Source organism: Mesorhizobium sp. B2-5-13, from assembly GCF_006440535.1.
Classification (GTDB): Bacteria; Pseudomonadota; Alphaproteobacteria; order Rhizobiales; family Rhizobiaceae; genus Mesorhizobium; species Mesorhizobium salmacidum.
The window spans coordinates 398,032-422,276 of sequence record NZ_VFUI01000001.1 but is presented as its reverse complement, the minus strand read 5'-3'; the positions used below and the strand labels follow the sequence as shown (position 1 = coordinate 422,276).

The window sequence follows — 24,245 nt, the reverse complement described above, 5'->3', positions numbered from 1 at the left end:
GCCGTCCGCTCTTGGTTGCTCACCCGCCGGTGGCGATGGTCAGCACCTTGAACGGCGTCGTGATGATGACTTCGGCAGCCGAGCCGACGACCTTTCCCAGGCCCTGACCGAAATCGGTGAGCTGTGCCGGGTCCTCATCCGCGGCGAGGCCCGCCGGCGTGCGCAGCCTATTGCCGAGCAATTGCACCAGGAACGGGTTGTCGGCGAATTTCGCGTGGTTGAGGCCGCCGTCGCCGCCCTTGGTCTTGGTCAGGTCGACCACCGACACGCCATAGGAGGCGAGGTCGGCGGCATTGCCATAGTCGCCGACGCGCGGTTTGTCGCCAGAGATGAACGAGGACAATTTGAGAGCCCGGTCGTCGCCTGAAAGCAGCACGGCGAACGGCTTGTCGGGCTTGCCATAACGGATCATCTGCTTCTTGAACACGTCGACGTCGATATCCGGTGAGGCAAGGATGACATAACCCAGCTTGCCGCCGAGATCGCGGTCGCCGGTGATGGCGAGTTGGCGCAGCGCCTCCATCGTCAACCATGTCCCCATCGAATGGGCGATGATGTCGATGCTCTTGACCCGCGTCTTGGCGAGCATCCTCAGCGTTGCCTCGAGATCGTCACGGGCGGCGGTGGAACTGTCCTTGTCGTAGATATAGCCCGTCGTCTTGGCGCTCGACGCCCACGAGAATAGCACAGGCGTACCCGGATAGTTCGTGTCGTGGGCGATCTGCGTCAGCCGGTAGATGCCGTCGTCGAAACCATTGTTGAAGCCATGCACGAAAACCAGCGCACGGTCGCCGCGCATGGCGATGTCGGCGCCGACCGCCTTGGCGAATTGCGGCGCGCCTTCGTAGAAGGTGACATCCCTGGCTGTGAAATCCTTGGCCGGGTTGCTGTTGGCCGAACCCTTGGCGCGTTCGATGTTGCCGACCTGATGGCTCTTCGGAACCGTGACATCGACCCGCGCAAAGCTGGTGGTCAGGGAACGGTCGCCGTCGAAGACCTGCCGTGGGTCCTTCGCCGCCTTCTGGCGGGTGGTGGCGACAAATATTTCGTGGGCGGCCGCAATATCGGATGCCGGCACGGTGACCGTCGTCTTGTTGAGCAGATCATGCGTATTTCCAGCGCAGCCAGCGACCAGCAGCGCGAACGCGACGACACCATGACTCTTCAAGCGCAAGGCCACGCGTCGGCTCCCGCATAAGGGGACGTCAAACGCATGACGTCGCTCGATACTCCGATAAGGTCAGAGACGGGCGCGGTCCAGTTCAAAGTAGGCCAATGGTTCGGCGATGGTGAACAGGCACGGCGAAAACCGCGGCGCCGCATCTACTGTCCAAGCAGGCTGATGCGGTCGGTCACGTCCCGGTCGCTGGCGAAACCATCGTCCTCGCGCAGCCGCTGGCCGATCATCTTCACCAGTGCCGGATTGTCGGCGAATTTCGTATGATTGAAGCTGTCGCTGCCTTTGACCTTGGAGAGATCCACGACCGTCACGCCGTAGGAGGCAAGGTCGGCGGCATCCTTGTAATCGCCGACGCGCGGCCGCGAGCCGGCGATCAGGCCGGACAACCTCAGCGCGCGGTCGTCGTCCGACAACAGCAGGATGAACGGCTTGTCGGGCTTGCCGTAGCGGCGCATCTGGCTCTTGAACACATCGACATCGATGTCGGGAGAGGCCAGCACCACATCGCCAAGCTTGCCGCCAAGATCGCGATCGCCGCTGATGGCCATCTGGCGCAGCGTTTCCATTGTCACCCAGGTTCCCATCGAATGGGCGACAATATCGATGCGCCGCGCACCGGACTGCTGCAGCATTCGCAAGGTCACTTCGAGCTGGTCGCGAGCGGCACTGGCGCTTTCCTTGTCATAGACATAGTCGGTGGTCTTGGCGCCCGAGGCCCAGGAAAACAGCACCGGCGTCCCGGGATAGCCGGAATCATGGACAATCTGGGTCAAGCGGTAGACAGCGTCGTCGAAGCCGGTGTTGTAGCCATGGACGAAGACCATCACGCGGCCGCCGCGCGCCGCTATGTCGGCGTTGAGCGCGCTGGAGAATTTCGGCTGGGTGTCGTAGCCGACGACCTCGGAAGCCATAAAGTACTTTGCCGGATCGTCCGACTTGCCGCGTGAACGCCGCTCGATCTGGCCGGTCGTGTGGAGCCCGGGAACGGTGACGTTGACGCGGGCGTAGTTGAGCGTCGCCGAGCGTTCGCCGTCGAAAACCTTGTTGGGGTCGTCGGAGGGCTTGCGGGTCGTGGCAATGAAGATCGAGTGGTTGCCCGCGATTTCCGTCACCGGCGCCGACATGACCGCGCTGCCGAGCAGTTCCTCGGTTTTGCGGCCGCCGCAGCCCGCCACCAGCAGCGCAAGCGCAAGAATGCAAATCGTCTTCAAATGCACGATAAAAATTCCACTCGATCCCAAACAAGGGCCGTCCACCCTCCGCGATACCTCCCCAGCAGGCCAAGTGCGGCGGAAGTAAGTCGCGTCCAGCCGAAATGCGGTCGGCGCCTCGCGACGGCCTTCGCACTGTTGCGCGAAGGCCAAAGCGGCAGCAAGGCCGTAACGCCGCAGAGGGCAGGCGCCTGCATCTCGGCCGGATGTCGAATTCAGGCGCCCACCAATGCGCGGCGAGGCTCGATGCGAGAAAACATGAACAAACGTCCCCAAGTGCCTGCTAGCATTTCGGGACGGCGCCGTTGCGGGCGCGGGCTCGACCGGGCAATGGCCTTGCCGGGCCAGATGTGTAATAGGGTTATTGTCTAACTCGCCCGCGGGCGATCCCGGGATGACCTTGTCATGACCAGCTTTTCCTCGCGCGTCGCCACCGCCGCCTCTGCGATCCGCCAGATATTCCCGGAGACACCGCTGCAGGAAAATGACTATCTGTCGAAAAAGACCGGCGCCCGGGTGCTTTTGAAGCGCGAGGATTTGAGTCCGGTCCGCTCCTACAAGATCCGCGGCGCCTTCAACTTCTTCCGCAAGGCGCTTGGCGAAGGCAACCAGGCCGAGCTGTTTGTCTGCGCGTCCGCCGGCAACCATGCGCAGGGCTTTGCCTTTGTCTGTCGCCATTTCGGCAAGAAGGGCGTGGTCTTCATGCCGGTGACGACCCCGCAGCAGAAGATCGACAAGACCAGGCTGTTTGGCGGCGACTTCGTCGAGATCAGGCTGGTCGGCGATTTCTTCGACGACTGCTATCGCGCCGCCTTCGAATTCACCGAGAGCTCCGGTGGCCATATGGTGCCGCCCTTCGACCATAAGGACATCATTGAGGGTCAGGCGACGGTCGCCCATGAGATCGCGGACCAGATGCCGGGCGCGCGCATGCCCGACATGGTCATGCTGCCGGTGGGTGGCGGCGGTCTGGCTGCCGGGGTGACACACTATTTCGCCGATCAGGGCCGTGAGGCCCAGTTCGTGTTTTGCGAGCCTGCCGGCGCGCCGAGCCTGCGCGAGAGCCTTGTGGCGGGAAAACGGCTGAAGCTCGCCAAGGTCGACAACTTCGTCGACGGCGCGGCGGTCGCCGAGATCGGCCGCGAACCTTTGCGCTATCTCAAGGAGTTTGCCGCAGACAGCGTGCGGCTGGTCCCGGAAAACCGGCTCTGCGCGACCATGATCGAGATGCTCAACGTCGAAGGCGTGGTCCTGGAACCCGCCGGCGCGCTTGCGATCGATGCGCTGAAGGATTTTTCCAGGAAGGAAATCCGGGGCAAGACCATTGTAGCGGTAGTATCAGGTGGCAATTTCGATTTCGAGCGACTGCCGGACGTCAAGGAACGGGCGCTGCGCTTCGAAGGCCTGAAGAAATATTTCATCATCCGCTTTCCGCAGCGGCCGGGCGCGTTGCGCGACTTCCTCGACATGCTGGGTCCGGACGACGACATCGCCCGCTTCGAATATCTGAAGAAGTCGGCGCGCAATTTCGGCTCGGTCCTGATCGGCATCGAAACCAAGGATCGGCGCAATTTCGACCTGCTGAAGGCGAATTTCGAGGCCGAGGGCGTCCAGTATCAGGACATCACCGACAATGAGACACTGGCGGGTTTCATAATATGAGCGGCAAGATCTTCATCGCGCTGTTTTCCGGCATCAATGTCGGCGGCAACCGCATCGTCAGGATGGCGGAGTTACGGTCGTTCTTCGAGGGCCTCGGTTGTTCCGATGTCTCCACCTACGTGCAGAGCGGCAATGCCGTATTCCGCGCTGACAAGGGCGACGCCGCCGCGCTGACCAAACAGATCGAGGCGGCTTTCGAGGAAAAATGGGGTTTCCATTCGCGCATCATGGTGCGCGATTTCGAATGGTTCGAACGGCTGGTGCGCGAAAATCCCTATCCGGAAGCGGCCGCTGATCACACGAAGCTCCACGTCTATGCGCTGGAGCGTGAGCCGACCGCCGATGAGGTGGCGCGGTTGGCGGAAAAGTGCACGGGTCCCGAGCGTTTCGAGGTCAAGGGCGATGTGCTCTATCTCAGCGCGCCGGACGGGCTCGGCAAATCGGTGTTTGCCAACCTCATTCCGCGCACGTTGAAAGTGCCGGGCACGGCCCGCAATTGGCGCTCAGTGCTGGCGCTGCTGGAAATGGCGCGCAAGTCCGGAAGCGATTGATCCACGCGTCTCGCCGGAAATGCGCGGCGACACGCATGAACGAACTACGCCGCCTCGGCGCGTTTCCAGTCGAAGGCCAGTTCTTCGCGGAACGCAAAGCGTTTGATGTGGTCGGCAACGACATTTTCGAGGCGCTCGATCGAAGCGGACTCGTCGGTCGAAACCGTGATGTGCAGCGCTGCCCCGTCGGCGTCCATGACCGTGCGGCCCAGTGAAAGGTCGATGACGCCGTGATTGGGGTCGAACTCGACGGGAAACTTGTGCGCCCAATGTTTGCACAGCTGCTGCAGATAGCGGCTTGCGTGCGCCGTGGAGACATTGGCGTGGCTGATCGGCATGAAGGGTTCTCCGAAGCTATCTCAAGACGTGGCGCTGCTCTTCAGGGCAGGCGCCATAGGCGCATAGATAGGCACAACCTGGCGAAACACCATGGAGTGGCCGCCGGCCACTTGAAAAGATGATCGATTACCAGCTTCCGGTATTCGCCATCGACGCCCACGGTTCCGCCTTGGCCTTGGCCGGACCCTTCTGCAGAAGCTCGATCGAGATGCCGTCCGGCGACCTGATAAAGGCCATGTTGCCGTCGCGCGGCGGCCGGTTGATGGTGACGCCATTGTCCATCAGTCGCTGGCAGGTGGCGTAGATGTCGTCGACCTCGTAGGCGAGGTGGCCGAAATTGCGCCCGCCCTTGTAGTCTTCCGGATCCCAATTGTAGGTCAGCTCGACCAGCGGCGCCTTGTCGGCGATGCCGCTCTGCTCGTCTTCCGGAGCGGCCAGGAAGATCAGCGTGAAGCGGCCCTGCTCGTTTTCATAGCGGCGAACTTCCTTCAGCCCGAGCTTGTTGCAATAGAAATCGAGCGAGGCATCGACATCGGCGATGCGGACCATGGTGTGCAGATAGCGCATGTGTTTTCCTCGATCTGTTGGGTTGCGGCGCAACATAGGGTCGGCCCGGTCAAAGGGCAATCGCCGGGGTCAGGCAGCGCCGGCAAAGAACAAATCCGGTATTCCCGCAATGAACCGTGAAAAAAGGCACGTCAGGTCTTGCACATACCGGAAGCCGCGGTGTTAATCTGGTGTCAAGAATCAGTTGCGGTGTTCTTGAATAAAGGGGGCATTCTTATGGGGGAAAAGGCCTCTTTGACGGGGCGGGCCAATACCCTTGGCGACGCCTTGACACGCGACGAGGGCGGCGACGCCGCCGACCTTGCCGAAATTGCCGGCGCCATCAAGTGGTTCGATGTGGCCAAGGGCTATGGTTTCATCCTTCCGGATGACGGTGTTTCGGGCGATATCCTCCTCCATGTGACTTGTCTTCGACGGGACGGCTTCCAGACAGCCTTGGAAGGCGCGCGCGTGGTCTGTCTTGTGAAGCAGGGCGAGCGCGGGCTGCAGGCCTTCCGTGTGCTTTCCATGGATGTCACCACCGCCGTCCATCCCGCGGAAACGCAGGAACAGCGCACCCATGTCTCGGTGACGCCGGAGAGCGGGCTCGAACGCGCTCTGGTCAAATGGTTCAACCGCACCAAAGGGTTTGGATTCCTGACGCGCGGCGAGGGCACCGAGGACATTTTCGTTCATATGGAGACCTTGCGCCGCTACGGCATCACCGAGCTTCGGCCGGGCCAGGTCGTACTTGTCCGTTTCGGCCGCGGTGACAAAGGCCTTATGGCTGCCGAAATTCACCCCGATATGGGCACCTTGCCGGTCTCGCACTAGGGCGATCCGGCCGAGGATTTCATATGAGACACAGGAACGGGCTGACGACGGGCGTGGTATGCGCTGTGGCCGCCGTCATAGTCGCTGCAGCCGCATTCTTCTATTTCCAGGTACCCAGCGCGGCCGATGGCCGGGCGATGATCCTTCCGGTCGATCCCGCGCCGCTGGTGGTTGTGACCAAGAATGGCAAACGCTCCTTCTCGATCGAAGTCGCCGATACAGAGGCCGAGCGGGAAGCCGGCCTGATGTTTCGCGAGGACATGGCCGCCAATCATGGCATGCTGTTCGTCTTCGACGAGACACGCGACGTCAGTTTCTGGATGAAGAATACGCCGATGCCGCTCGATCTGATCTTTGTCGGTCAGGACGGCAGGATCCGCGCGATCAAGCAAGGCGAGCCGCAGTCGGAGGCAATTGTTTCGCCGGGCGAGCCGGTTCGCTTCGTGCTCGAACTCAAGGCTGGCACTGCCGCCAGGGACGGCATCGCGGATGGCGACCTGCTGCGCCATCCGGCGATCGGCACGGCACCGGGTCCTGGCATGCCGCCCGCGGACAAGGGCGATTCTCCGAACGTCGATTCTGATTGAGCGCCGGACCGCCTTCCGATGCAGTTTTTTTCCCATGGCAGGTTCGATCTAGCCTTCCTCGACCGCCAACCGGCATCGGGCGAGGGCGATCCGGTGCTGATGATCCATGGCTTCGCCTCGAGCCACTATGTCAACTGGGTGTCGCCCGGCTGGTTCAAGACGCTCAATGATGCCGGCTATCGCGCCATCGCCTTCGACAATCGCGGCCACGGCTCGTCATCCAAGAGTTACGACGAGGCCGATTATACACCCGCGAAAATGGCTTCGGATGCCGCTGCCTTGCTCGATCACCTCGGCATCGAACGGGCCCATGTCATGGGCTATTCGATGGGCGCGCGAATTGCTGCCTTCCTGGCACTGTCCGACCCGGACAAGGTGGCGACGCTGGTCTTTGGCGGCCTCGGCATCGGCATGATTGACGGCGTCGGCGATTGGGATCCGATCGCCGCCGCTCTCCTTGCCGAGGATCCGGCCGCGACAACCCATCCGCGCGGCCGCTCTTTTCGCGCCTTCGCCGACCAGACCCGAAGCGACCGCCGGGCGCTTGCCGCCTGCATCGTCACCTCACGGGAATTGCTTGGTGAAGAGGATATCGCCCGCATAGCCCAGCCGACGCTGGTCGCGGTCGGTACCACCGACGACATTGGCGGATCGCCGGACGAGCTTGCGGCGCTGATGCCCAACGCCAGGGCCTTCCACATCGAGGGCCGCGACCATATGCTGGCTGTCGGGGACAAGACCTTCAAGCAACGGGTGCTGGAGTTCTACGCCGAAAATCCGCTCTGAGGCTTCGATTTCTTTTGGACCAAGGGTCTCGGGGCGCGAAATTGACCTAGGTCAAGGCCTCCAGGGACCGTGCGATATTTTGTCTGGCTTGTGGTTCGAAGCGCTGCCGGAACTCCTGCGTGTGAAAAATATGCGGTCGGGCAAGGAAGGTCTTCAGCACCGCACCGCGGCCGGCACGCCATATCGACTCCTCCACCCAGCCATATTCGCGGCGGACCGCGCGTTCATAGGCGTCGAACGCCTCAGGCGCGGCACCCAGGATCGAAAGATCCATGTCGAGAAACAGGCTGGCGTCGCGTATCGCCGCCGCGTCGTCGAACAGCGGCAGCTGGTGTGTGGCGGTGGCGAGGATCATAGCGCTGATGCGGCCCATGCGGCCGGCATCGATGCGGCCGGCGAGCTTTTTCTCGGCAAGGGCGGCACTTTGCGCCTCATTGTCCCTGGCCCTGCTGTCGTAGATGGCGTCGTGGAACCAGATCGCCGCTTCGACGGCTTCGGGGTCGCCGAGCTCTCCCCGATAGTCGCGAGCAAGCGCCAGCATTGCCTCGATATGCGCGAGGTTGTGATAGTGGCGTTCCCCGGCGGCGTAGAGCGCCGAAATTTCGGTTTTCAGGGCGTCGTCGATCAAGGGTTCGTTTTCCATGGCTGCTTGAATTCCCGCGAACCAAATCCATTTGACACAGCACTAAGGAAAATTGAGTTCAATCGTGCTATGATCTGGCTTATATGTGCGGCCCCGATGACAGCAGACTAGCAGGACGCAGGACGAGACGTCGATGAACAGCATCAGCATTTCCCGCCACAGCGCGTTGCAGCCGGTCGATCCGATCTGGCGTTCGATCCGCGACGAAGCGATGGAAGCGGTCAACCGCGACCCGCTTTTGGCCGCGTTCCTCTATTCGACGATCCTCAACCAGGAGAGCCTGGAAGAGGCTGTCGTCCACAGGATCGCGGAGCGGCTTGCCCATCAGGATATCGGCTCCGATCTCATCCGCCAGACCTTCAAATCGATGCTCGCCGACGATAAGGACTGGCCGACCACGGTGCGCGTCGACATCCAGGCCTATTATGACCGCGACCCGGCTTGCGACCGGTTCATCATGCCGGTGCTCTACTTCAAGGGCTTTCACGCCATCCAGACCCATCGGCTGGCGCATTGGCTGTGGAACCACGGCCGCAAGGATTTCGCTCTCTACCTGCAGAGCCGTTCGTCCGCGGTCTTCCAGACCGATATCAATCCGGCCGCGCGCATCGGCAAGGGTATCTTCATCGATCACGCCACCGGCCTCGTCGTCGGCGAGACCGCGGTGATCGAGGACGATGTGTCCATCCTGCACGGCGTGACGCTGGGCGGTACCGGCAAGGCCGGTGGCGACCGCCATCCCAAGATCCGCCATGGCGTGCTGATTGGCGCCGGCGCCAAGATTCTCGGCAACATCGAGGTCGGCCATTGCTCCAAGATTGCCGCCGGATCGGTGGTGCTGTCGCCTGTGCCGCACAACAAGACGGTTGCCGGCGTGCCGGCCCGCGTGGTCGGCGAGACCGGTTGCGACCAGCCTTCGCGCCAGATGGACCAGCTTCTGCCGTCGCAGAAGATGGACCACGTGATCAGTTTCGATATCTGATTTGCTGGCAGTTGCCCCGCATGATTGCGATTTGCCCGGTGGTGCTGCCGCTTCCGGTGCAATAAGGCCGGCTTGCCTTTACATCGCCATTGTCGACGTGCCAGAAGCGCCGTTCAAACGAGCAAGCCGATGATCGGAGAAGACTGTTGAAGCCGGACGAAATCAGAAAGCTGGACGCCTATTTCAAGCGCGTCTTCCAGAACCCCAAGCTTGAGGTCAAGGCACGGCCGCGCAAGGAAGATTCGGCCGAAGTCTATGTCGGTGACGAATTCCTCGGCATCGTCTTCAAGGACGAGGACGATGGCGACTATAATTTCTCGATGGCGATCCTGGACATCGACCTGGCCTGAGCCAGCAATGCCACGGCAGGCCGCGTCGAGCGCGGCCGGGCCGCTTTCAGCCGGTCAATGTCCGGTCTTCAGGATTCGCCCCGCCTCGGCCGCGATCGCCGCATCGAGCGTCTGCCAGTCGCCAAGGAATTCCTTCGGGAAGCGATAGGTAAGGCTGAGATCATCCCCGACATGGATGTCCCGCTCGCAAGGAGCCAGCGATTCGCCGGCGCTCGGCCCGCTGAGGCAGCGGGCCACGAAGAGGTCCTTGCCCCCACGCTTGCCGACGACCAGCACCTCGTTCAGATAGCCTGATTTCTCATTGAAGCCGTAGACCGTCGTGCCGCCAGGTCCTGGAATGCCGGGCTGGACGATCAGCGCGCTGTAGATCGGCCCGAACCGGCCGCTCATGTCGCGCGACATCATCTGCTGCTCGAAGGACAGGAAGATGATGTTCCTGTTGGTGCCGGCGTGATTGAAATCATCGCGCGACGCCTCGCTGTAGCCGTCCATCTGGGGATAGCGCAAATAGAGGTCGAGGCGCGAGGCGATGCCGTCGCGCCGGGCCTGCTCGAACCGGATGAAATTGGCTGGCACGGTGATGATGTTGTTGCCGATCACCACCTCGCGCACGGTCGCGTCGTCGCTGTAGCCGGCCATGGCAATGGAACGGCCGAACCATTTGCCGCCAAGGCTGATGACTATCGACAGCAAGGCAAGTGCGGCGAACGCGTAGAACACCCGCTTCATCAGCATGGAATCGACCACGGTGAGTTCTGGGCCGTCGGCGATCGCTGCCTGCTTCATCTCGGTCCTCGTCCCTCCGCCATCCGGGTGTCCCTCGACGGCACACATCGCACGGCACGGCTCTTGCTGCCGTCCTGAAACGACTGTGCGATTTCATGGTAAATGGAGGGTTAATATGGCCCAGATCGAGCTCTTGCTGTTCGCTTTTGTCGTCGGGCTGACGGTTTGCGGGCTGACCGGTTCGACAATGGAACTGGTATCGGGTCGCAAGGTCGCCTTCACCGAGCCCTATGTGTCGCCCTCGCATGTGCTGCGCTCGCTGGCTGCCACTGCCGGCGCCGGGCCGTTCATGCTGATCAACGATGCCCTTGATGCGCGGCGCCAGAACCGCATTTCGACAGTGGCCCTCTTGTCATGCGGTTGCACCGCTATTGCCTGGTCCCTGGCGCTGGGCATCGTCGTGCTCGCCATTGCTTCATGGGCGGTCCGTCTCCTAGGGTTTCCAGCCTGAGACGATTCGGAGACCGACAATGCCGCTTTATGCGATCGATGGAACGGAGCCGAGCTTCGCCGACGCGGACTCGAACTGGATCGCGCCCGATGCCACGCTGATTGGCGACATCAGGATCGGCCGCAATGCGGGCTTCTGGTTCGGCGCCGTTATCAGGGGCGACAACGAGCCCATCGTCATCGGCGCCGACACCAATGTGCAGGAACATACCGTCATGCACACCGATCCCGGCTTTCCGTTGACCATCGGACAGGGCTGTACGATTGGCCATCGCGCCATGCTTCATGGCTGCACGATTGGTGACAACAGCCTGATTGGCATGGGCGCCATCGTGCTGAATGGCGCCAGGATCGGCAAGAATTCACTCGTCGGCGCCGGCGCCCTGGTCACCGAAGGCAAGGAGTTTCCGGACAATTCGCTGATCGTCGGTTCGCCGGCCAAGGCGATCAGGGTGCTGGACGACGCGGCGGTCGAGCGGCTGCGAGCCTCGGCCGCGCATTATGTCGCCAACGCCAGGCGCTTCAAGACGGGGCTGAAGAAGGTCTGAACTCTCGGCCGACGCACGCCTTCGACCACCGGTTGCGCTTATGGTTCCCGGCTACCCGCTACGCGCTCGGCAATGGCTGCTCGCAGCAGCGACACGCCCAGCTCGAATCCTGCGATCTCTGCTTCTTCAAGGGCTGTCGTACAGTCGTCGATACGGGTCCTTAACGAAGGGTCCGCGCCGCCGGCAAGAAGCAGGCGGATCGCCTCCGCGTCGCGCGTGGCGACGGCGTAGTGGAGCGGCGTCCAGTCGTTGACGCCTCGCATGTCCGGATCGGCGCCGTGATCGATCAGGATGCCGATGATGTCGAGCTTGTCCGCGCGCTTGGTGGACAGCGCCGCGATAATGGAGGGAAATCCGGCATGATCCTCGTAATTCGGGCTGGACCCGGCCTCGATCAGCATTGCGACGAAGGCGAGAGGGCTCCAGTAGATCGCGTATTCCAGCGGATGGCCAAGACCGAGCTCGAACGGCATGTGCTCGTCGAACCACCCCCCCGAGCCGCCCAAGGCGGTGCCGAGGGCCCCGAAGTCGCCAGCCTTGAAGGCATCGTCGATTGCCTTGAACAGCCTGTGGCGCTCGCATCGATCTTCCGGGATTTCCAGCATCGGCAGTGATCCAGGAAACGAAACGGCCGATTGTGCATCGATCTGTTGCGCGTGGAAAGGCAGGGGCAGCGCGATGCACCACGTGTCATCGGGTCAGTTTTAGCGGCTTCCTCCAGAAATGGTGGAGCCGGCCCGGGGACGGGGCCGGCTCCTTTGACCCGGTCGTTGGGGACGGGGAGGGTGGGGACTCGACCGGGTTTCTCGTTGAGCGCGTCGTGCAACGCGCCTGACCTTGTTGGCGTCCTCAGCGGACGCTGGCGACCGCGTCGGAACGGCCGTCGTTGATCGTCACCCAAACGCCGGAATTTTCCGTCGATTGACGCTTGAGATAGGTGTAGTCGGTGTCCGTCCAGGACAGCACCTTGGTTTCCAGATTGTCGAGGATGAACTCGCCGAGGCTGGTGCGCACGGTCAGCACTGCGTGGCCGTCGCCGTTCGGCTGGCGCGCAACCGTCATCAAAAGGTCGCCGGCCGGCACGCCCACATCCATCAGCTCGCGGCGCTTTTCCAGCGCATAGTCCTCGCAATCGCCATAGCCATTGTCCGGGTAGGCCCAGTATTCCTCGACACCGTAGTTTTCCATGTCGGTGCGCGGCTTGACGCGGGTGTTGACCGAATTGTTGATGCTGACGATCGTCGCCCATAGCTTCCGGGTCAGGTCGACCGGCTCTCCCTTGGGGGTCTTCTCGTTGCATTCGCCAGGAATGCGTTGGCAGAATTCATAATGGCCAACAGGCTGCGTGGTGCGTCCGCCGGTATGCATATAGGCCGGTCCCGCGGCATATGCTGATCCCCAGGCGGAAAGCTGCATCGCCATTGCCATCAGCAACAGCTTGCCCCTCGCTTTTTTCATTATTCAGTCTCCCCGTTCGAAGGAGACATTGCCACATGTGGATTTATTCGACGCAAAAAAGAGAAGTAGGTTTTAAGTAAAACGCCAGTAGAATACGCATAAAATTTGAATCAGTTGAGTATTGATTTGTTTGGATTGCTGGGCTGGTTTTCTGCGAATTCAGCCTCGCGCGGACCATTTCTGAAACTATGGAACCTGCCATCCGAGGATATCGATCGCCGCACCCCGGAATCAAAAAGCCGGCCGCGAGGGCCGGCTTGATGGGCGTGCTTTGCGGCCTGATCAGGCGCGCGGCGTGTTGAATTCGGAATCGAGCGTTTCGGGGCGCTGGATGACGGCGAATTCGATGGCGACGCCGTCTTCGAAATGCCGGACGATCTGGCCGCGCATCGTGCCGAGCATGACCTGGACTCCGATCGCCGGTTTGACGTCGATCTCGATCGCGGCGCCGGACAGTGACAGATCGATGATCCGGCACTGATACTGACGGCCGTCGGTGAGCTGCAGCACGCTGGTCGGATTGCGTGGCGAGACGCGCTCGTGACGGCGGTCTTCCGGCAGGTCGAGCTCGTGTTTGTTGGCAAGCCATGTCAACTGCGCCGCGAGCTTGTCCTTCTTGCGGTCGGACGCAATCACCGTCATCGCGAAGCCGTCCGGCAGCGTGCGTGTCAAAACACCTTCGATGCGGCCGATATGGTCGATATAGGCGATGACTTTCTCGCCGGGCATGCCGATGCGGTCGGTACGAAGCGCGACGTTGCCGGGCGACATGTCGACGACCTGGCACGGGTGCTCGGTGCGGTCCTCCAGCATGAATCGTCCGTATATCTTGACCCGGACGCGCTGAAAGTTACGCCTTTCAGCTTGGGACGGCGCGTAGTCGACCGCCGCTGACCTCATGACTGCCTACACCCCGTTTGGCATCCCGCGCGTCGGTGCAAGGGACTTCGTCAGAGAAGTACAACAAAGCGGGTTAACAAAGGGGAAAAACGAGCCCGCGGGACTGTGTCATCATCAACTATCTTCGCGCCCGCCGTCGAAGACGACGAGATGGCGAATGCGGCGCGCCCGCCCAAGCGCCGAGATCGTGTCAGGCGCCCCGATTTCGTCGGGAACGAGCGAGGGAACGTCGATCGCCGGGCGATTGTTCAGCAGCTCTTTCTCCGGGTCGATGACGCGTATGGAATCAATCAAGGCGTCCGTGATCGGATCGGCGCCCAGCCAGAACGGCTTCTCAACGGCGCTGATCACGCCGAGGCAGCGCGGATTTTCAATGCCACCATCGAGCGGCAAGGCGAGCAATTCGAACTTGTTGGAGCGGCCGTTGCGGCTGAAGCCCTCGAAATTGATCAGCACGACGGATTTCTGGTCGAAGACCCCGTGGATCAGCCGCGAAACCAGCCGCTGATCCTTCTCGCGCCATAGCGAGGGGAAAGAGAACCCCTTGAGTTCGCGGCCGTAGCAGGCGCAGAGCCTGGTGCCGGCCAGACGAAATACCGGCTGCCCGCGCGTGTCCCTTTCCAGGATGAACGTATCGGCCAGCAGCGACTTGATATCGGCCGGCTCGACTTCCGATCGCTTCGGAGCGGGGCGTCCGTCACGCAGGCGGTTCCAATAGTGGAACAGCGTGATCGATCCGTTTTGGTTCATACTAAAAAGCTCCGCGCATTCTGTCGTCTGATGTCCCATCGGTGAACAGAAGGGCGCCCTCCGATGACCTACATGCGTTGGGGAGCAGGAAGCGTGCCAGCGTCGTTAACACTTGTTCACGGGTCGGGGCCGTTAAGGTTAACAATTGGTTTACGTTGCGCCCTGGCAAGCCGTGTGGCACACAAAAGCCACTCCAGAAGCGGTCGTTTCGCGACGATCGGCAGCACTTCAGTCAAGAGTTTTAGGGGAGCAGGGGGCTCGACCGGCCGTCCAGGGGAAACCCTGGACGGCTTCTTTTTTGATTCGCGTCCCTGATTCGGAGCGGGACGATTCGCTGTTTGCGGTTCCATCGGCGGTGATCTAGATGCTGGCCAGACCGAACCACGCCAGACCGAACCAGCCCAGGCCGAACCAGCATCGAGTGCGATTGCAGATGAGCGAACCGCAATATCCGTCCGAGCCCGAAACGGCCGAGACCATGCCGCCACCGGCGCGTGAGCCGGTGTTCAACCTGCCGCCGATCGTGATGGCGGTGATCGGCATCTGCGCGATCGTCTATCTGCTGCAGCAATATGTGCTGAACGACGCCCAGCAGATGACGCTGCTGTATGACGGGGCTTTCATTCCGGTCCTCTATACCGGTCAATACGGCTTCGACTGGTTCCTTTTCACCCGACCTTTCACTTACGCCTTCATGCATGGCGGCTTTGCCCATATCGCCATCAACATGGTCTGGCTCGCCGCATTTGGCTCACCGCTGGCCAATCGTCTCGGCGCGCTCCGGTTCGCGTTGTTCTTTGCCGTCACCGGACTGGCTTCGGTGGCGCTCTTCTGGGCGATGCATCCGTATGGAGAAGCGCCGCTGGTCGGCGCATCGGGCGCCATATCGGGCATGATGGGGGCTGCGGCGCGTTTTGGTTTCCGCACCGACCGCTCGGCCGGCAAGGCTGGTTTCGCCGGCCCGGTTCTGCCGGTCGCGATCGTGCTGCGTTCGCGCGGCGTCGTCATTTTCCTGGCCATGTGGATGATCATCAATCTCGCCACCGGCCTTCTCGGATTCGCGCCGGGCATCGACGGCCAGATCGCCTGGGAGGCGCATATTGGCGGCTTTCTCGCGGGCTTTTTCGGCCTGCGCCGGTTCGACAGGGGATGGCAAGCACCTGACTGGGAGACCTCCGACCGGACTTGAAATGCAACCGATCACGGCGCACGATGTTCACTCTTATGTGAAAGCCGGTCAGGGCAGGAACCGGTTGGCAAATAGAGGAGGACGCCATGACGGTTAAGGCCATTCTCGAGCAAAAAGGCCATGACGTATTGACGCTCGGGCCGAACGAAAAACTGAGCGAAGCCATCCGAATCCTCTCCGAGCACAGGATCGGGGCGCTGGTCATCACCAATGGCGATCGCAAGATCGTCGGCATCCTGTCGGAACGCGACATCGTGCGCGTGGTTGCCAGGGAAGGCGGCGCCGCGCTCGATATCCCCGTGCGTTCGGCCATGACGCCGAAGGTGAAGATCTGCAATGAAAACCACACCGTCAACGAGGTGATGGAGATCATGACCAGGGGTCGTTTCCGCCATCTGCCGGTGGAAAAGGACGGCTTGCTGGACGGCATCGTGTCCATCGGCGACGTGGTCAAGCGCCGCATCGAGGACGTCGAGCGCGAGGCCGCGGAAATCCGGGCCTACATCGCCACCGCCTGAGCGGTGACGGGAACCGCCGGCCGAATGCCGGCCGGCGGCACCAAGACTACCTGTTGTCGAGCTCGGAGCGGACGTGCCCGCGCCTTGTGACGCGGTAGCGTCCGACAACGAAACCGTTTTCTTGCATTTCAATTTTCGGTTTTTTGCCCTGCCTCGCTACGAGGTCAGGCCTCGCCGGGACCGAGCGTAAGTGGACATCCGCTCTCCGAGACGTCCAGAAAACTCCCGGCCGTGGCTTTGCGCTTGTCTCTTTTGGCGGTTTGCACTAGCGAATGGCTTTCACGTCAGACGTGAAAGTCACGTCCCAAATATGAAACTTCCGTCAGAGTCACCGTAATTCGCAGGCTACCATGAGCATCATCGATACCCGCATGCCCGACGCCAAACGCCTGATACCAGGCGCCACCGGCGACTGGGAAATCATCATCGGGCTTGAAGTGCATGCGCAGGTGATATCGGAGGCAAAGCTCTTCTCCGGTGCCTCGACCGCCTTCGGTGCTGCTCCCAATGCCAATGTCAGCCTGGTCGATGCGGCCATGCCCGGCATGCTGCCTGTCATCAACGAGGAATGCGTCAAGCAGGCGATCCGTACCGGCCTGGGGCTGAAGGCGGCGATCAACCACAAGTCGGTTTTCGACCGGAAGAACTATTTTTATCCGGACCTGCCGCAAGGCTACCAGATCTCGCAGTTCAAACAGCCGATCGTCGGCGAGGGCACGGTCATCGTCTCGGTCGGTCCCGATCGCCAGGGCGAGTTCGAGGACATCGAGGTCGGCATCGAGCGCCTGCACTTGGAGCAGGATGCCGGCAAGTCGATCCACGACCAGCATCCGACCATGTCCTATGTCGACCTCAACCGCTCCGGCGTGGCGTTGATGGAGATCGTATCGAAACCCGACCTGCGCTCCGGCGACGAGGCAAAGGCCTATGTAACCAAGCTGCGGACCATCATGCGCTATCTCGGCACCTGCGACGGCAACATGGACGAAGGCTCGCTGCGCGCCGACGTCAATGTCTCGGTGCGCCGGCCAGGTGGCGAATTCGGCACCCGCTGCGAAATCAAGAACATGAATTCGATCCGCTTTATTGGCCAGGCCATCGACTACGAGGCGCGCCGGCAGATCGCTATCATCGAGGACGGCGGCAAGATCGATCAGGAAACGCGGCTGTTCGATGCCGTCAAGGGTGAGACGCGCTCGATGCGCTCCAAGGAAGAGGCGCACGACTATCGCTATTTCCCCGATCCCGATCTTCTGCCGCTGGAATTCGACCAGGCCTATGTCGATGCCCTGGCCAAGGAATTGCCGGAACTGCCCGATGACAAGAAAATGCGGCTGATCTCCTCGCTCGGCCTCTCGACCTACGACGCAGCGATCCTGGTGTCGGAAAAGCCGATCGCCGATTATTTCGAGAAGGTGGCGGCCGGGCGCGACGGCAAGCTCGCCGCCAACTGGGTCATCAACGATCTGCTGGGCGCTCTCAACAAGGCCGGCAAGGACATTGAATCCGCTCCGGTTTCGCCCGACCAGCTCGGTGCGGTGATCGACCTGATCAAGGAAGGCACCATCTCCGGCAAGATCGCCAAGGACCTGTTCGAGATCGTCTGGAACGAGGGCGGCGATCCGCGCCAACTGGTCGAGACCCGCGGCATGAAGCAGGTCACCGACACCGGGGCCATCGAGAAGGCGGTCGACGAGGTGATTGCGGCCAATCCCGACAAGGTCGAACAGGCACGGGCCAAGCCGACGATGGCCGGCTGGTTCGTCGGCCAGGTGATGAAGGCGACCGGCGGCAAGGCCAATCCGCAGGCCGTCAACGATCTCGTCAAGGCCAAGCTGGGTATCGAGTAAAGGTATGTTCGTCCGCACCGCCGGAGACCGCGACCTCGCAGCCGTACGGGCGTTGCTGGTCGAGGCCTGGCATGCCACCTATGACGCGATTTACGGTGCCGGGCGGGTCGCCGAGATCACCAATGAATGGCACTCCATCGCCTCATTGAAGGCGAGGCTGGCTAAGCCGAGCAGCGAGTTCCTCGTTGCCGATGACGGCAAGCGCATTGGCGGCATGGCGTTTGCCGAAGCCGTCGGCGACGGCGGTGTGGTCATGCTCAGGCAGCTCTATGTGCTTCCCTCGCTGCAGGGCCGAGGCATTGGGGGCATGCTCCTCGACGAAATCATCGAGAGCTTTCCGGAGGCCCACCGGATTCGGCTCGAAGTGGAAGAGAAGAACACCCGCGCCGTTGCCTTCTATCAGGCCAATGGCTTCGTCCAGGCCGGGCGCACCGAGAATTGCGGCTCCGCCGGCTCGGCCATCCCGGCGCTGATCTATGAACGGGTACTTGCCGCCTGAGCACCTGATCACCTTCGCGCGAGCGCACGACCCGGGGTCTGTTTTCGTTTGACGGCCCTGACGTCCGGCACCAAAGCTGCTTAGGCCGACCCGCGCGAAGCCGGAATAAACCGGCGCGCAGGACGGCTTTGGGGGGAGCCATGCCAAGTCTGCCGGAACTGATGCCGACTGAGGTGTCGGACGAAACCTTTGGTGGCGTCACCTATCACATAGCGGGCGAACTGGTGCCTGTGCTTTCCGTCGACGTGACGCGGATGCCCGTCTATTTCGAGCACCACATCCTGCTGTGGAAAAATTCCACGATCACCATCGGCCTGAAATCGCTGAAGGGTGCGCTGAAGCGCATGATGGCCGGCATGCAGATCTTCGTGACCGAGGCCTCGGGAGCGGGCATCATCGCGTTCAGCCGTGACGGGCCGGGTCACATCGTGCCGATTCACTTGCGGCGAGGCGAGGAGATCCAGGTCCGCGAGCACCAGTTTCTGGCCGCCACCGGCAACGTCGACTACACGTTCGAGCGCGTACGCGGCCTGGCGACGATGCTGTTCGGCCAAAGCGGCTTCTTTATCGACCGGTTTCGCGGCGACACCGGGGACGGCATCGTCTGGCTGCACGGCTATGGCAACGTGTTTGAAAAGACGCTCGCTCCAGGCGAAACCATAGACATCGAACCCGGCGGCTGGCTGTTCAAGGATGCCTCGGTCAGGATGGAAACCAAGATCGATCGGCTGTCGAGCGGCTTCTTCGGTGCCAATATGAACTTCATCGTCAACCGCTTCACCGGCCCGGGCAGGGTCGGCATCCAGTCGATGTACCTGCATATGCCGACCGAGGAGTAGGCTCGGGGAACCGCAAGCGGGATGGATGAAGGCCAGGGTCAGCGCGAGCGCAGCGGTGACGACAACTCGCGTATCAGCAGTTCAAGCTCCCGCTGGTCGCCCGTTCCCGTCTTGTCGAAGATCGTCGCTTATTGCGACTTGATGGTGCCGTCGGAAACGCCGCTGGCGGCCGCGATCTCCCTCTGGCTGGTGGGCACCTCCGGCCGACCGGCAACCATTTCGCCGTTACCACCCGTGACGGCAGGGCGAGCGGGATTGCGTTCTTCGGCGGAAGCTCACATCTATCACCTGGAAACGCGGAGATCGCAGTGGGCGACCAGCACGGGCATGCGCATACAGCCGGAGCGTCGAGGCGCGGCCGCAACTGGCCCGGCCCGTGGCGCAAGACGCCCGGCCGCTTGCTCGGCACGTCGCTCGTGCGGCTTTACCAGCTGACGCTGTCCGGCTTTGTCGGCAATTCCTGCCGGCATCTGCCGACCTGTTCGGAATACGCGCATGAGGCGATCGCTCGCCATGGCCTGTGGGCCGGCGGCTGGATGGGGTTGTTCCGCGTGCTGCGCTGCGGCCCATTCGGCACGCACGGCATCGACCTCGTGCCGGAGGTGCTGGCGTCCCGCTATGTCTGGTTCTTGCCATGGCGATATTGGCGGATCGGCCGCAAGCGCGGCGAAGCCCAGAGATGAGGGCGCTGGTCGCGCCGCGCCCGTTTACGATCCGGTAGGGTTAACGCAAGCCTGCACGACAACTGCGCATTTGAGACAAAATCGAGACAAGAGACATCGCTAAGCCCGCTCGCGAACCCCTCCTGGAGCGAGCATCCCATGCGCAACGTCGACCGTCTTCCTTTCATCTTTGCCGGAGTCCTGTTCCTGCTCGCCTGGCTGCTGGGATTTCCGATGCGCGCGCAGTCAGCGCCGCTCAGGGATGTGCAGTGCACGCTGATCGCTGATGCCGCAACCGGCAAGACGCTTTACCAGGAAGGGGTGTGTGACCAGCGCTTCAGCCCGGCTTCGACGTTCAAGGTGCCGCTTTCGCTGATCGGCTACGACGCCGGCATCCTGGGCGACGAGCACACGCCAAGCTGGGACTATAAACCCGAATTCAACGCGGTGAAGCGGGATCGGAAGACCGTCGATCCGGTGATATGGGAACGCGATTCCATCATCTGGTATTCTCGGGAGATTACGCGTCGGCTCGGATCTGAGAAATTTGCCGGCTACGTATCGAAGTTCAACTACGGCAACACTGACGTTTCGGGCGATCCCGGCAAGAATGACGGGCTCACCCATTCCTGGGTCAACTCTTCGCTCGAGATCTCGCCGGTTGAACAGGTTGCCTTCCTGCGGCAACTGCTCGCCGGCACGATGCCGGTATCGGCCAAGGCGCATGACATGACACGGGCCATCATCCCGAGTTTTAAGGCCGGCGATTGGTTCGTTCAGGGCAAGACCGGCAGCACCCGGCTCGGCGAGGGCGGTAAGGACAAGCGCTCGCTCGGATGGTTTGTCGGCTGGGCGCGGAAAGACGGCCGCCAGATCGTGTTCGCCCGGCTCGTCGTCGATACGAAGCGGACCGACATGCCGAAGGGGTTGGCGACACGGGCCGCGTTCCTGAAGGAACTGCCGCAGCTGATTTAGTGAGCCGGGCTTTACGGCGGCGGCATCTGCTCATAAAAGACTGCCGCCGCCGGACGCCTCCGGCACTCTGGCAGGTCGCAGCTCCCGAACCGCTGATATCTGCATTTTTACCACCCGCGCTCGTTTGCGGGACTGGATAGGAGATACATATGCTGAATTCCGTTTCCCTGACATTTCCCGACGGCTCCGTGCGCGACTACGACGCAGCGATGACCGGTGCCGGGCTTGCCGAGTCGATCTCGAAGTCGCTGGCCAAGAAGGCCGTGGCCTATGCCATCGACGGCACCGTGCGCGACCTCAGTGATCCCCTGGGCAAATCCGGCAAGGTAGAGATCATCACCCGCGAAGACCCGCGTGCGCTGGAACTCATCCGTCATGACACCGCGCACGTGCTGGCGGAAGCCGTTCAGGAGATATGGCCGGGAACGCAGGTGACCATCGGGCCGGTGATCGAGAACGGATTCTACTACGACTTTGCCCGCAACGAGCCGTTCACCCCGGACGATTTCCCGGTGATCGAGAAGAAGATGCGCGAGATCATCGCGCGCAATAAGCCGTTCACCAAAGAGGTCTGGTCGCGCGACAGGGCAAAAAAGGTCTTCGCCGACAAGGGCGAACGCTATAAGCTCGAACTGATCGACGCTATTCCCGAGGATCAGGATCTCAAGATCTATGCGCAGGGCGACTGGTTCGATCTTTGCCGGGGTCCGCATATGGCCTCGACCGGGCAGATCGGCAACGCCTTCAAGCTGATGAAGGTGGCCGGCGCCTATTGGCGCGGCGACTCGAACAATCCGATGCTGACGCGCATCTATGGCACGGCCTGGGCCGACCAGGCGCAGCTCGAAGCCTACCAGATGATGCTGGAGGAGGCCGAGAAGCGCGACCACCGCAAGCTTGGCCGCGAAATGGACCTGTTCCATTTCCAGGAAGAGGGGCCGGGCGTCGTCTTCTGGCACGCCAAGGGCTGGAAGATGTTCCAGAACCTGGTCAACTACATGCGCCGCCGGCTCGACGAACAGGGCTATCAGGAGGTCAATGCACCCCAGGTGCTCGACAAGAGCCTGTGGGAGACATCGGGCCACTGGGGCTGGTACCGGGACGCCATGTTCAAGGTGACGGTCGCAGGCGATGAAACCGACGATGACCGCGTCTTCGCGCTGAAGCCGATGAACTGCCCCGGTCACGTGCAGATTTTCAAGCATGGACTGAAATCCTATCGCGATCTGCCCGTAAAGCTTGCGGAATTCGGCAATGTGCATCGCTATGAACCGTCGGGCGCGCTGCACGGGCTGATGCGCGTGCGCGGCTTCACGCAGGACGATGCGCATATCTTCTGTACCGAGGAACAGCTGGCTTCCGAGTGCTTGCGTATCAACGACCTGATCCTGTCGACCTATGCCGATTTCGGTTTCGACGAAATCAGCGTCAAATTGTCGACGCGGCCGGAAAAGCGTGTCGGCACCGACGAGGCCTGGGATCATGCCGAGGCGATCATGGGCAGCGTGCTGGAGACGATCAGGACGCGCTCCGGCAACCGCATCAAGACCTCGATCAACCCGGGCGAGGGCGCCTTCTACGGGCCGAAGTTCGAGTATGTGCTGAAGGATGCGATCGGCCGCGAATGGCAATGCGGCACGACGCAGGTCGACTTCAACCTGCCGGAACGTTTTGGCGCATTCTACATCGGCTCGGATTCGGAGAAGAAGCAGCCTGTCATGGTGCACCGCGCCATCTGCGGTTCGATGGAGCGTTTCCTCGGCATACTGATCGAGAACTATTCCGGCCATTTCCCGCTGTGGTTCGCGCCGCTGCAGGTGGTGGTGGCGACGATCACTTCGGACGCCGACAGTTACGCGACCGAGGTCGTCGCGATGCTGAAGGCCGCAGGGCTGTTGGCGGAAGCCGACCTGCGCAACGAGAAGATCAACTACAAGGTCCGTGAGCACAGCCTGGCCAAGGTGCCGGTCATCCTCGTCTGCGGCAAACGCGAGGCGGAGGAGCAGACGGTCAATATCCGCCGGCTCGGTTCGCGAGACCAGGAATCGCTTGGCCTTGCCGAAGCAATCGAACGGCTGACCGAAGAAGCGATCACACCTGACCGCCGACGCAAGCGCGCTGCTTGATTCGAAGTGTTCTCGATCGAATGGCGGTGGATCGCTCCACCGCCGTTTTCATATCCCTGTCACGGCAACGTTGTAACGAGCCCTTATGCTCAAGCTGAAATCGCGCGAACGACCGTTCCCCGAGCTTTCTTACGCCAATCCGCACCAGCCGGCTCTGGCGCGCTGGTTCATTCATTCGGTGGAAGGCCTTTCGGGCCGCGACCGGTTCGCCGCGCTCTATGAATTCTGGCGCCATCAGGTTGTGCCGACCGGTGAGCGTGTGTTCAGCCGCATGCTGGACCTCATCGATGTGGGCGTGCGAAGCCCCGACCAATGGCCGCCAGCGCAATTGCCCGACACGCCGCTGGTGATCGTTGCCAACCATCCCTTCGGCATCGGCGACGGCATCGCGGTGCTGTCACTGGCAGAGCAACTCGGGCGACCTTTTCGAGTGATGATCCACAAGGATCTGCTCAGGATTCGCGAGATGGAGCCTTATTCGCTGCCGATCGACTTTTCTGAGACCAAGGACGCGGTGAAGAACAACATGGCGGTGCGCCATGAAGCGGTGCGGCTGCTGAAGGAGGGCGTCACCATCGTTGTGTTTCCGGCTGGTGGCGTCGCCACCGCGCCCAAGGGTTTTGGCCGCGCGCGCGATCTGCCATGGAAGATGTTTCCGGCCCGTCTCGTCCAGGAAGCCAAGGCGTCGGTCGTTCCCATGCATTTCTCCGGCCAGAACGGCAGGCTTTTCCATCTGGTCAGTGGTCCGATGAACATGGCCGAGCGCGACGGGCGTGTGGCTAAATTCGTCGGCAAGGCCTCGCTGACCTTGCGTACCTCGCTGCTCATCCGTGAATTCGCGCGGCTGTCCGGCAAGGCGATCGAGGTGCGCGTCGGCAATGTACTCAGCTGGAGCGAACTGGAGCCGTTGCGCGATCGCAAGGCGTTGCTCGACCGGCTTTATCGCGGTGTGTTCGACTTGGCTCCGGCCCTGCCGCGCCGCCGCATCCCGTTCCTTCCGGCGCGGACCAAGCTGGCTGCCTGA

28 protein-coding genes are annotated in these 24,245 nt (G+C 61.8%); 18 read left to right on the top strand and 10 right to left on the bottom strand.

The genetic code is table 11. The annotated features are described in order from the left end of the window. Positions 1-19: 19 nt before the first annotated feature. Positions 20-1,180, bottom strand: a complete 1,161-nt coding sequence (locus FJ434_RS02080) for an alpha/beta hydrolase (RefSeq protein WP_140752377.1) — start codon at positions 1,178-1,180, stop codon at positions 20-22. Positions 1,181-1,323: 143 nt separating this feature from the next. Continuing rightward, complete coding sequence (locus FJ434_RS02075; RefSeq protein WP_181166122.1) at positions 1,324-2,421, bottom strand: alpha/beta hydrolase; 1,098 nt, start codon at positions 2,419-2,421, stop codon at positions 1,324-1,326. 375 nt (positions 2,422-2,796) lie between these two features. On the opposite strand from FJ434_RS02075, the gene ilvA reads away from it, so the two are divergent. Beyond that, complete coding sequence (ilvA, locus tag FJ434_RS02070; RefSeq protein ID WP_140752379.1) at positions 2,797-4,053, top strand: threonine ammonia-lyase IlvA; 1,257 nt, start codon at positions 2,797-2,799, stop codon at positions 4,051-4,053. Continuing rightward, positions 4,050-4,604, top strand: a complete 555-nt coding sequence (locus tag FJ434_RS02065) for a DUF1697 domain-containing protein (RefSeq protein WP_140752381.1) — start codon at positions 4,050-4,052, stop codon at positions 4,602-4,604. The genes ilvA and FJ434_RS02065 overlap by 4 nt, the downstream gene beginning before the upstream one ends. A 44-nt stretch (positions 4,605-4,648) precedes the next feature. Here FJ434_RS02065 and FJ434_RS02060 read toward each other — a convergent pair whose 3' ends face one another. Continuing rightward, complete coding sequence (locus tag FJ434_RS02060) at positions 4,649-4,942, bottom strand: DUF2218 domain-containing protein (RefSeq protein ID WP_140718195.1); 294 nt, start codon at positions 4,940-4,942, stop codon at positions 4,649-4,651. 127 nt (positions 4,943-5,069) lie between these two features. Next, positions 5,070-5,510: a VOC family protein gene (locus FJ434_RS02055; protein ID WP_140503492.1), complete on the bottom strand. Its 441-nt coding sequence runs from the start codon at positions 5,508-5,510 to the stop codon at positions 5,070-5,072. 216 nt (positions 5,511-5,726) lie between these two features. On the opposite strand from FJ434_RS02055, the gene FJ434_RS02050 reads away from it, so the two are divergent. From FJ434_RS02050 to FJ434_RS02040, 3 genes are read left to right on the top strand one after another with little or no spacing between them, the layout of a single operon-like run. Further along, positions 5,727-6,323 (top strand): cold-shock protein, encoded by a 597-nt coding sequence (locus tag FJ434_RS02050; protein WP_140752383.1) that lies wholly within the window; start codon positions 5,727-5,729, stop codon positions 6,321-6,323. A 23-nt stretch (positions 6,324-6,346) separates the two neighbouring features. Continuing rightward, positions 6,347-6,910, top strand: a complete 564-nt coding sequence (locus tag FJ434_RS02045; protein ID WP_140503494.1) for a DUF192 domain-containing protein — start codon at positions 6,347-6,349, stop codon at positions 6,908-6,910. Positions 6,911-6,928: 18 nt separating this feature from the next. Then, on the top strand, positions 6,929-7,696 hold the full coding sequence (locus FJ434_RS02040; RefSeq protein ID WP_140752385.1) for an alpha/beta hydrolase: 768 nt from the start codon (positions 6,929-6,931) through the stop codon (positions 7,694-7,696). Between the two features lie 46 nt (positions 7,697-7,742). Here FJ434_RS02040 and FJ434_RS02035 read toward each other — a convergent pair whose 3' ends face one another. After that, complete coding sequence (locus tag FJ434_RS02035; RefSeq protein ID WP_140752387.1) at positions 7,743-8,339, bottom strand: hypothetical protein; 597 nt, start codon at positions 8,337-8,339, stop codon at positions 7,743-7,745. Between the two features lie 133 nt (positions 8,340-8,472). Between FJ434_RS02035 and cysE the strand changes: the two genes are divergently transcribed. Continuing rightward, a complete protein-coding gene (gene cysE / locus FJ434_RS02030; protein ID WP_140503499.1) occupies positions 8,473-9,321 on the top strand; it encodes a serine O-acetyltransferase in 849 nt (282 codons plus the stop codon). Between the two features lie 146 nt (positions 9,322-9,467). Beyond that, on the top strand, positions 9,468-9,671 hold the full coding sequence (locus FJ434_RS02025) for a DUF3126 family protein (protein WP_006200852.1): 204 nt from the start codon (positions 9,468-9,470) through the stop codon (positions 9,669-9,671). 54 nt (positions 9,672-9,725) lie between these two features. Here the strand turns inward: FJ434_RS02025 and FJ434_RS02020 are convergent, their stop codons facing one another. Further along, positions 9,726-10,457, bottom strand: a complete 732-nt coding sequence (locus FJ434_RS02020; RefSeq protein ID WP_140752389.1) for a hypothetical protein — start codon at positions 10,455-10,457, stop codon at positions 9,726-9,728. A 115-nt stretch (positions 10,458-10,572) separates the two neighbouring features. Between FJ434_RS02020 and FJ434_RS02015 the strand changes: the two genes are divergently transcribed. Continuing rightward, the gene (locus tag FJ434_RS02015; RefSeq protein WP_140718200.1) at positions 10,573-10,908 is read left to right on the top strand and encodes a hypothetical protein; all 336 of its coding nucleotides are present in this window, start codon (positions 10,573-10,575) and stop codon (positions 10,906-10,908) included. Between the two features lie 19 nt (positions 10,909-10,927). After that, positions 10,928-11,455 (top strand): gamma carbonic anhydrase family protein, encoded by a 528-nt coding sequence (locus FJ434_RS02010; RefSeq protein ID WP_140718202.1) that lies wholly within the window; start codon positions 10,928-10,930, stop codon positions 11,453-11,455. A gap of 38 nt (positions 11,456-11,493) precedes the next feature. Here FJ434_RS02010 and FJ434_RS02005 read toward each other — a convergent pair whose 3' ends face one another. The 4 genes from FJ434_RS02005 to FJ434_RS01990 all read right to left on the bottom strand — a co-directional run bounded on the left by FJ434_RS02005 (position 11,494) and on the right by FJ434_RS01990 (position 14,563). After that, positions 11,494-12,060 carry an ankyrin repeat domain-containing protein gene (locus FJ434_RS02005; protein WP_140752391.1) on the bottom strand — a complete coding sequence of 189 codons (567 nt, stop codon included), beginning with the start codon at positions 12,058-12,060 and terminating at the stop codon, positions 11,494-11,496. A 244-nt stretch (positions 12,061-12,304) separates the two neighbouring features. Beyond that, a complete protein-coding gene (locus FJ434_RS02000) occupies positions 12,305-12,913 on the bottom strand; it encodes a transglutaminase-like cysteine peptidase (protein WP_140503508.1) in 609 nt (202 codons plus the stop codon). A 282-nt stretch (positions 12,914-13,195) separates the two neighbouring features. Next, positions 13,196-13,813, bottom strand: a complete 618-nt coding sequence (locus tag FJ434_RS01995; protein WP_015318053.1) for a PilZ domain-containing protein — start codon at positions 13,811-13,813, stop codon at positions 13,196-13,198. Positions 13,814-13,927: 114 nt separating this feature from the next. After that, on the bottom strand, positions 13,928-14,563 hold the full coding sequence (locus tag FJ434_RS01990; RefSeq protein WP_027145032.1) for a PAS domain-containing protein: 636 nt from the start codon (positions 14,561-14,563) through the stop codon (positions 13,928-13,930). Between the two features lie 433 nt (positions 14,564-14,996). Here FJ434_RS01990 and FJ434_RS01985 point away from each other — a divergent pair, with 433 nt between their 5' ends. The 9 genes from FJ434_RS01985 (at position 14,997) to FJ434_RS01945 (ending at position 24,245) form a co-directional block, all read left to right on the top strand. Continuing rightward, positions 14,997-15,752 carry a rhomboid family intramembrane serine protease gene (locus FJ434_RS01985; protein WP_140503511.1) on the top strand — a complete coding sequence of 252 codons (756 nt, stop codon included), beginning with the start codon at positions 14,997-14,999 and terminating at the stop codon, positions 15,750-15,752. Between the two features lie 86 nt (positions 15,753-15,838). After that, a complete protein-coding gene (locus FJ434_RS01980) occupies positions 15,839-16,270 on the top strand; it encodes a CBS domain-containing protein (protein WP_027145030.1) in 432 nt (143 codons plus the stop codon). Between the two features lie 350 nt (positions 16,271-16,620). Beyond that, a complete protein-coding gene (gene gatB / locus FJ434_RS01975; protein WP_140503512.1) occupies positions 16,621-18,120 on the top strand; it encodes an Asp-tRNA(Asn)/Glu-tRNA(Gln) amidotransferase subunit GatB in 1,500 nt (499 codons plus the stop codon). 4 nt (positions 18,121-18,124) lie between these two features. Next, a complete protein-coding gene (locus FJ434_RS01970; RefSeq protein ID WP_140752393.1) occupies positions 18,125-18,619 on the top strand; it encodes a GNAT family N-acetyltransferase in 495 nt (164 codons plus the stop codon). A 140-nt stretch (positions 18,620-18,759) separates the two neighbouring features. After that, positions 18,760-19,458 (top strand): AIM24 family protein, encoded by a 699-nt coding sequence (locus FJ434_RS01965; protein ID WP_140503516.1) that lies wholly within the window; start codon positions 18,760-18,762, stop codon positions 19,456-19,458. A 308-nt stretch (positions 19,459-19,766) separates the two neighbouring features. Beyond that, positions 19,767-20,141, top strand: a complete 375-nt coding sequence (yidD, locus tag FJ434_RS01960) for a membrane protein insertion efficiency factor YidD (protein WP_140752395.1) — start codon at positions 19,767-19,769, stop codon at positions 20,139-20,141. Between the two features lie 138 nt (positions 20,142-20,279). Next, positions 20,280-21,095 carry a class D beta-lactamase gene (blaOXA, locus tag FJ434_RS01955; RefSeq protein ID WP_140752397.1) on the top strand — a complete coding sequence of 272 codons (816 nt, stop codon included), beginning with the start codon at positions 20,280-20,282 and terminating at the stop codon, positions 21,093-21,095. A 149-nt stretch (positions 21,096-21,244) separates the two neighbouring features. Then, positions 21,245-23,221 carry a threonine--tRNA ligase gene (gene thrS, locus FJ434_RS01950; RefSeq protein WP_140752399.1) on the top strand — a complete coding sequence of 659 codons (1,977 nt, stop codon included), beginning with the start codon at positions 21,245-21,247 and terminating at the stop codon, positions 23,219-23,221. Positions 23,222-23,306: 85 nt separating this feature from the next. Then, entirely contained in the window at positions 23,307-24,245 is a 939-nt protein-coding gene (locus FJ434_RS01945) for a GNAT family N-acetyltransferase (RefSeq protein ID WP_140503526.1), read from the top strand.